Annotated in this window: 4 protein-coding genes and 1 pseudogene; all 5 read left to right on the plus strand. The window is 35.6% G+C overall.

Going from position 1 to position 6,427, the window contains the following annotated elements; translation table 11 throughout:
- A pseudogene (locus ACFIM6_RS09270) lies at positions 1-150 on the plus strand (DUF3792 domain-containing protein); the annotation flags it as partial.
- A 976-nt stretch (positions 151-1,126) separates the two neighbouring features.
- Positions 1,127-1,417 carry a hypothetical protein gene (locus tag ACFIM6_RS09275; protein WP_375612598.1) on the plus strand — a complete coding sequence of 97 codons (291 nt, stop codon included), beginning with the start codon at positions 1,127-1,129 and terminating at the stop codon, positions 1,415-1,417.
- A gap of 309 nt (positions 1,418-1,726) precedes the next feature.
- Positions 1,727-1,945 (plus strand): hypothetical protein, encoded by a 219-nt coding sequence (locus ACFIM6_RS09280; protein WP_375612595.1) that lies wholly within the window; start codon positions 1,727-1,729, stop codon positions 1,943-1,945.
- 57 nt (positions 1,946-2,002) lie between these two features.
- Positions 2,003-3,367: an MFS transporter gene (locus ACFIM6_RS09285; protein WP_375612596.1), complete on the plus strand. Its 1,365-nt coding sequence runs from the start codon at positions 2,003-2,005 to the stop codon at positions 3,365-3,367.
- Between the two features lie 1,390 nt (positions 3,368-4,757).
- Complete coding sequence (locus tag ACFIM6_RS09290) at positions 4,758-5,696, plus strand: abortive infection family protein (RefSeq protein ID WP_375612597.1); 939 nt, start codon at positions 4,758-4,760, stop codon at positions 5,694-5,696.
- The last annotated feature ends 731 nt before the right edge of the window (positions 5,697-6,427 follow it).

Below are 6,427 nucleotides of genomic sequence, written 5' to 3' on the forward strand. Positions count from 1 at the left end.
AAGGGAGCAAAAAACACTGCAACTAAAGCCACAAAAACAGCCTCCAATATGGGGTGGTGGGGCTTTTTAGGAAGTCTCATAGGCGCCATTATTTCCAGTATTTTTGGCTATTATGGTTATAGAAGCCGTAAGGACACTTTCATGTTTTAAAACGTCTACCTGTCTACCTTTAAAGCAAATACATAAAAAGCTGCACGCATAGTGCAGCTTTTTTGCAAAATTTTCTTGATTTTTGTATGCTTTTCAACACAACAAGAATTTTCAAAATCCACGTGAAGCTTTTATAATCGTGAGAAACAAGCTGCAAAATAAAAGATTTTTTTCAATAATTCTATTTTTTTATGTTTTTCCTTTAAAAAACTTCTTAAATGAAGTGTTGACTCCATCGATTATATATATATGCCATTACAGCATAACAAATATGCGACTCTTGCTCTATTTTTTCCATTTAAGCCAAACGAATTTCGCAAAAAAATATTTCTCTACGATCAACAACTTTTCTCAATGTGGAAAACATATCAATCTTACATCTCATGTAAGAGGGAGCATTATGCGGTTAACATTTCATCCACACACAATATGAGAGAATAAGTTGAATTCTCTGATACAAAGGGAATACCAACCTACCAAATTATCTATTCTCAACAAAGCAACACTCTCACCACTTCAATACCAGTATTTTAATTTGAGGATACGAACAAAATTTACATTCTAGATTAAATGTATCAAATAAATAATGAACATAAAATCTATGAATAAACAATGGTTTAACTGTACATGCTTCAAACAAAGAACAAAATTCTATAATCATGCGTTATTAAATTTTTTTTTGTAAATATTTTATACAGATATCAAAAATCGTACCATTGCTTTCAATACAAGAAACCGACATAAAAAGTTTCATATTGAATGACCAAAATAGTCTTTTACAAATTGCGATATTAGAGCAAAAACTTCATTGGCTAATTATATGAAAAAATAAAATAGAAAATGCATTTTAATAAATATAAAAGCAAATTGTTTTATAAAAGAATATGACAAAAACTGATAAATCAACTTATGATCATGTATTTATGATTCAGATATTGAGTTCAATTTTGCACAATCATTTGAAAAAAACGATAAGATTAAAGTTTATGCGAAACTGCCTAAATGGTTTAAAATTGATACATCTCTTGGATCATATACTCCCGATTGGACTGTATTATTCGAGCAAAATGGGCAAGAAAAACTGTATTTTGTTGTGGAAAGCAAAAGAAGTATTTTCGAAGACATGTTGCGCGTTCTGGAAAAAGCAAAAATCCATTGCGGTCATGAACATTTCAAAGCTTTGGGAGAAAATACCCAATATATTGTTTCTGATAATTATCAAACTTTTATCGATCAAGCACTTCAAAAAGATACCATAACAACTTGAAAAAATGTTTTGGCTATGGAAACAACCCTCCCCTGTTGTTTATAAAATGCACCTTTTTCCTACTCTATAATTTACAAACCCTTCCTTATAACCGATTTTAATTTTTATTAAACAATCAAGAGATTGTTGAACATTTTCCAGAAAAGGCTGCACATTTAAGAAAAGAAAATTATAAGCTATTGAGAATACATTTGACACCCAAACAATCATTTAAGCATAAAAATGATCTATAAACAAACATTGGATTTTTAAGTCAATAATTTGATTTATAAAGATTTTAACATTTTCCATGTTAAATAATAAATGCAAATGGAGCAGGCATGCACGTCTCGTGTAGGTTCTGCTTTTGCTCTCATACAGAGTGAATTGACAGTAAACAGACTCCTCGATAAACTCATTAAGATCAACTTAACCGATGGTTTTATTTTGGAGGAAGAGGGATTGTATACAAGGGGACCATCAGCGCTCCCAATCACATTTATCCCAATATCAAAACCACAGCCATCACAAACACATGTTAATTTTTAAAAGTCTGGGAATGGGGCGGGGACAATATTTTAAAGAATATCAACAGGGGGCATAATAATGCAAAAGAGAGATTCCTATACAAAAACAGAAAGGTATGTCATATATACCGTCATTATTTCCAGCATACTTCCTCTGCTGGACGGGAGCATTGTCAATGTCATCCTTCCTAACCTTGCGCATTATTTTTCAGTCGGAGAAAATAATATACAATGGGTTGTAACATCCTATTTTCTCGCCACCGTTCCAGGGCTGCTAATGGCCGCTTTTGTGCAAGGAAGAATAGGTATCAAAAGCACTTGGCTTCTTGCAAGCTTCATTTTTATGCTTGGATCACTGGGGGTAGGATTAAGCTATAATTTTCCAACTATTATATCTGCCCGTATCGTTCAAGGTTTTGGGACCGGTCTTTTGCTGCCCCTTAGCCAAACCATCATTGCCTTACAATTTGGACAGACACGAGTGCGCCAAGCCATGGGCACCATAGCCGTACCAACAGTTTTCGCTCCTGCCTTTGGTCCGCTGGTAGGCGCCTCGCTTGCTCAGTATGTGTCTTGGCGTTTGTTATTTTTTATCAATATTCCGCTTATTTTATTGGCACTCACCCTTGGAGCTAAACATTTAAAGAGCAACGAAACAACAAAAACAAAATTTAACTTATTTGCTTTTTTAGCGTTTTCCATCTCCCTTCTTTCGTTTTTTTATCTCACAGAAGCCAGAAATATCAATAACCACAACACCCTCTTTATCCTAGCGCTTATAGCCGTGATATCTCTCATATTATTCATTGTTTCTAATCAGAAAGCAAAAAACAAATTAATCGTCTTTAGCGGATTTCAAAATGCGCGCTATACATTGCTCATGATCATGGGGCTCGTTGCTTCATTTCTTTTTTATAGCTTCCTCGTTTATTTCCCACTAGCCGTTGCCATGGGAGGAAACTATGAAAAGAGCCTTCTCATCATCGGTGCCCTCCTTGCTCTGCAAGGAGTGGGTGCGTGGATTGGCAGGAAATTTATTTACCAAAAATGGAAAGAAAAATCTCCCTTTTTCATGATAGGAATTGGTTTAGTGATATCAAGCTTTGGGTTATTATGCTTCGGCTATAATATAAGCATGGATGGACTTGGATTCTTGCTAAGAGGCATAGGACTTGGCATCGCCACCATTGTCTGCCTTTCCGCCCCCATCCAATATGTCAACAGTTTATACGTCAAAGATACAGCCGTTATCACACGCATATTACAGCAAATAGGTGGTGCCTTAGGGGGTATATTCGCTGGCTTTTTGATCCATTCGCTGACAGAAGAATCCCTGTCCTTAAACCAAACATATATCGTATTCTTCATATTCTCTATCGCTACATTTTTACTGTTTTGCCTAGCCCTCCTCTTATCGCGTAAAGAGAAGAATTCCGATTTATGATATACTTTATTTGAACTCCCTAGCCATAACATTGGCAATAGCTTATAAAATCATACAGCATTTACCACTTTTCGAGAAACCAACACACTGAGACCTTGAACACAACCTTCATCATTTTTATGAAAGAACACTAAATCGATAAGCTCCTTAAGCTCTAAAATTGATCACCTCCAGTAACGTACGGTGTTTGTAATTTTATGATACCTCTGTGCTTTTAGATCCCTCTAAAAACCTCTTGAAATATGGGATTTTCTGATCAGACCTTTGCAAAGATCCACGAAATTAAGCACGCGTTTCAATGCGGAATAGTTCCATAAATGCGCTAACAGACGCCCTACAGAACCAGCATAGAATATAGAACCCACAATGCCCCCAAATGCTGACCATCTTCTGCCACGCATCGCGATGCAAAAAATCGCACTGTATTGCAAACTTGATAATGTTATTCCCCCCTTTTCAAAGTCATTGAATCACTATGCTTTCATAATCACAATAGGTTCAAATGAAACTGAAGCGACAAAAACAGCTGGTAAAGCAGCATCTTCTCTCCATTTCATTGTTAACTGTCATAACAAATCTCCCCCGCTTTAATAAAAAAGCCCTCTCTCATTGAGAAAGAAATTTTAAAAACATTGAAAATCATGAAGCACGATGACAGACAGCAAACCATCTCTAAAAAGACTGTTTCTTGATTTTCACAGCGTACTCTTAGATTTCTCTAACATTTTCCTGCCTTTAAATTTTCCTTATAAGTTTTACGGACAAAAGAAGCTTTTCAGAACTCTTTTACACATAACTTCATTGCTTCAAGCTCCCTTACAGACACGATAAACGTTTATATTTTCATCTCTACCAAATACGCGAGATTAACAGCGGATATCACGAAAACAGTCTTTTTATAGAAAACAGTAAGCTTTAACGGAATAAACGAGATTTTAAACTAGCCTCCCGCATTACTCATTACTCGATACCGGTTATGCAAATAAAGAGCGCCATCTACTTTTTCTGACAAGCAAAGAACACACACAACATTTAGTAACATGCCATTATTGAAATTCTTGTCACAAAACCTTCCGTTCAGGGATTATGCGCATTGCCTACTTCCTTCTCTCCAATAAACAATCTGCCAATAAAGAATGCTATTGCAGTTACGATAATACAAAATTATACTTCTGTTCTCATTCTATATTTTTCGAATTATCACACATTATTCCCCCTTCACTGTTATAACAATGAAAGGAGAAAAATAAAACACAATATGGCATTTATCTTTCACAAATCTTATATAAGCCACAAAATTGTTGCGCGACCTTCTATAAAAGGTCAGGCAATAAAATCATACTCTAAAAACCACTCAACATACCACTTTTTGATATTATAAAGCCATAAAATGCAATTATCATCTCCGCAAAAAATATCTCAGAAAAACAAAATCCCTCCTGCAACAATTAGGATACTCTCTCAAATATTACCAAAGTACTATTGGCCAAAGAATTTGGATGCCTTATTTTTTTATACACCATCTGCTCCTCATGAGTATCGAAGTGATGATGATGAAGTCAAGATTAAGAAACGACTAGATACAATCAATGTAGAATGCAATAAACCGCTTGAAGTCCTTGGTCCCCTGCTTGGTGATTTTTTGGACAGCGAGTTTCATAAGTTAGTCGGATTCATATTTCAAGACATACCAGAAGATCAAATGCTACAACAGCTTAAAGAAGATCAACGTAAAGTTTTAGAAACGTTAAAGAAAGATGGATTAGAATATCAGCGTGGAGGATATATTATCAAGAATGAGCTAACCTTCACACAAGAATTGCAAAAAGCTGGTCTCCTCTCGATGGAAGAGCTAAAAAAACTTATTGCAGAGAAAGAACTTTCAGCAGTAGAAATCGAAATAAATAGGGCATTAGAAAATATAGAAAAAGATCCAAGGGAGGCAGTTCTATTTGCAGCAAATCTGTTGGAAGCCTCTTGCAAAGCTTATCTCGACCACCATTCTATCCTATATGAAGAAAATGCCCATAATAAGCTGTACGCTTTATGGAAAGAAGTTGCTAAGAAGGCTAAGATTCATACTGATGATATAAAGCAAAAAAACTTAAAAAATCAAGATCTAGATAAAAATGACTTAAGAATGATCGCAACCGGTCTATCCAGAATCGTTAGTGGTACTATGAATTTAAGAAACAAGAAAAGTGCAGCGCATGGCCGCTCAGAAAAGGATTTTGAACTAATCAATCTCAAGCCTCGCCATGCGCGTTTAACTTTTAATGCCGCCCATTCTCTCTCAATTTATATCTTAGAGCTCATGGATCAGCCATAATAAAAACCATACACGACTACCAGCATTTTCTCGTGCCATTTTAATGCCTAAAAAGCATTAAAGGGGGGTGGCCGCTGCTTCTACCCTACAAAACCAAATATTTCTATAGCATGATAACATGAGTAGTCACACCGCTCTATGGTGTTCCTCTTCCCCACGTTTCTAGGCTCCGCTTCTAAAGTCAGTGGGCAATTTCTGTAAATGCAAAAGCCGCCCTTAAGGATGGCGAATGAGGATGGTGCAAAAGTATTGCCTTGATTATTTTTTTAAGAACAAACTAGCTAGTGTACTATTTTTGGAAAGCTCTCGTGAAGAAATATTATGATGGAGAAGCTAGTCATTATGATAAAAATACAAGTCTTAACTCCCTAAAGAGAGAAAATCTGAGTTTAGATCTAATTCCTACAAAGCCTTTATGCGCGTAAATTACATACCTATACGTTCTTTCCCTACCCTACTTAATTTTATAATAAGACAGCTCCGTATAAAAAACAGCACTATTCTTACATACCATAGCCATTTTCTCTTTACAGGCTTTCTGCTATCAACATAACGCTTTACCCTCTTAAAACACTGTTTGCAAAAGGTTTGCATCATTACAATGATCATAGGCATAGGCTTGCTACCCCAAAAAGCTTGCTAGGTAAAAATCCGCCTTAGTATTTAGTGGTATAGATAGTTTGGAGGTCAAGGAATTGTTTGCAGTTTTTTGTTACAAAAAGTTAGCAGAT

The organism is Bartonella sp. AA9NXGY, from assembly GCF_042196845.1.
Lineage (GTDB): Bacteria > Pseudomonadota > Alphaproteobacteria > Rhizobiales > Rhizobiaceae > Bartonella.

Coding starts and splice junctions, on each gene's coding strand:
- ACFIM6_RS09290 (WP_375612597.1), top strand. CDS start 4,758: ATGCAATTATCATCTCCGCAAAAAATATCTCAGAAAAACAAAATCCCT.
- ACFIM6_RS09285 (WP_375612596.1), top strand. CDS start 2,003: ATGCAAAAGAGAGATTCCTATACAAAAACAGAAAGGTATGTCATATAT.
- ACFIM6_RS09280 (WP_375612595.1), top strand. CDS start 1,727: ATGGAGCAGGCATGCACGTCTCGTGTAGGTTCTGCTTTTGCTCTCATA.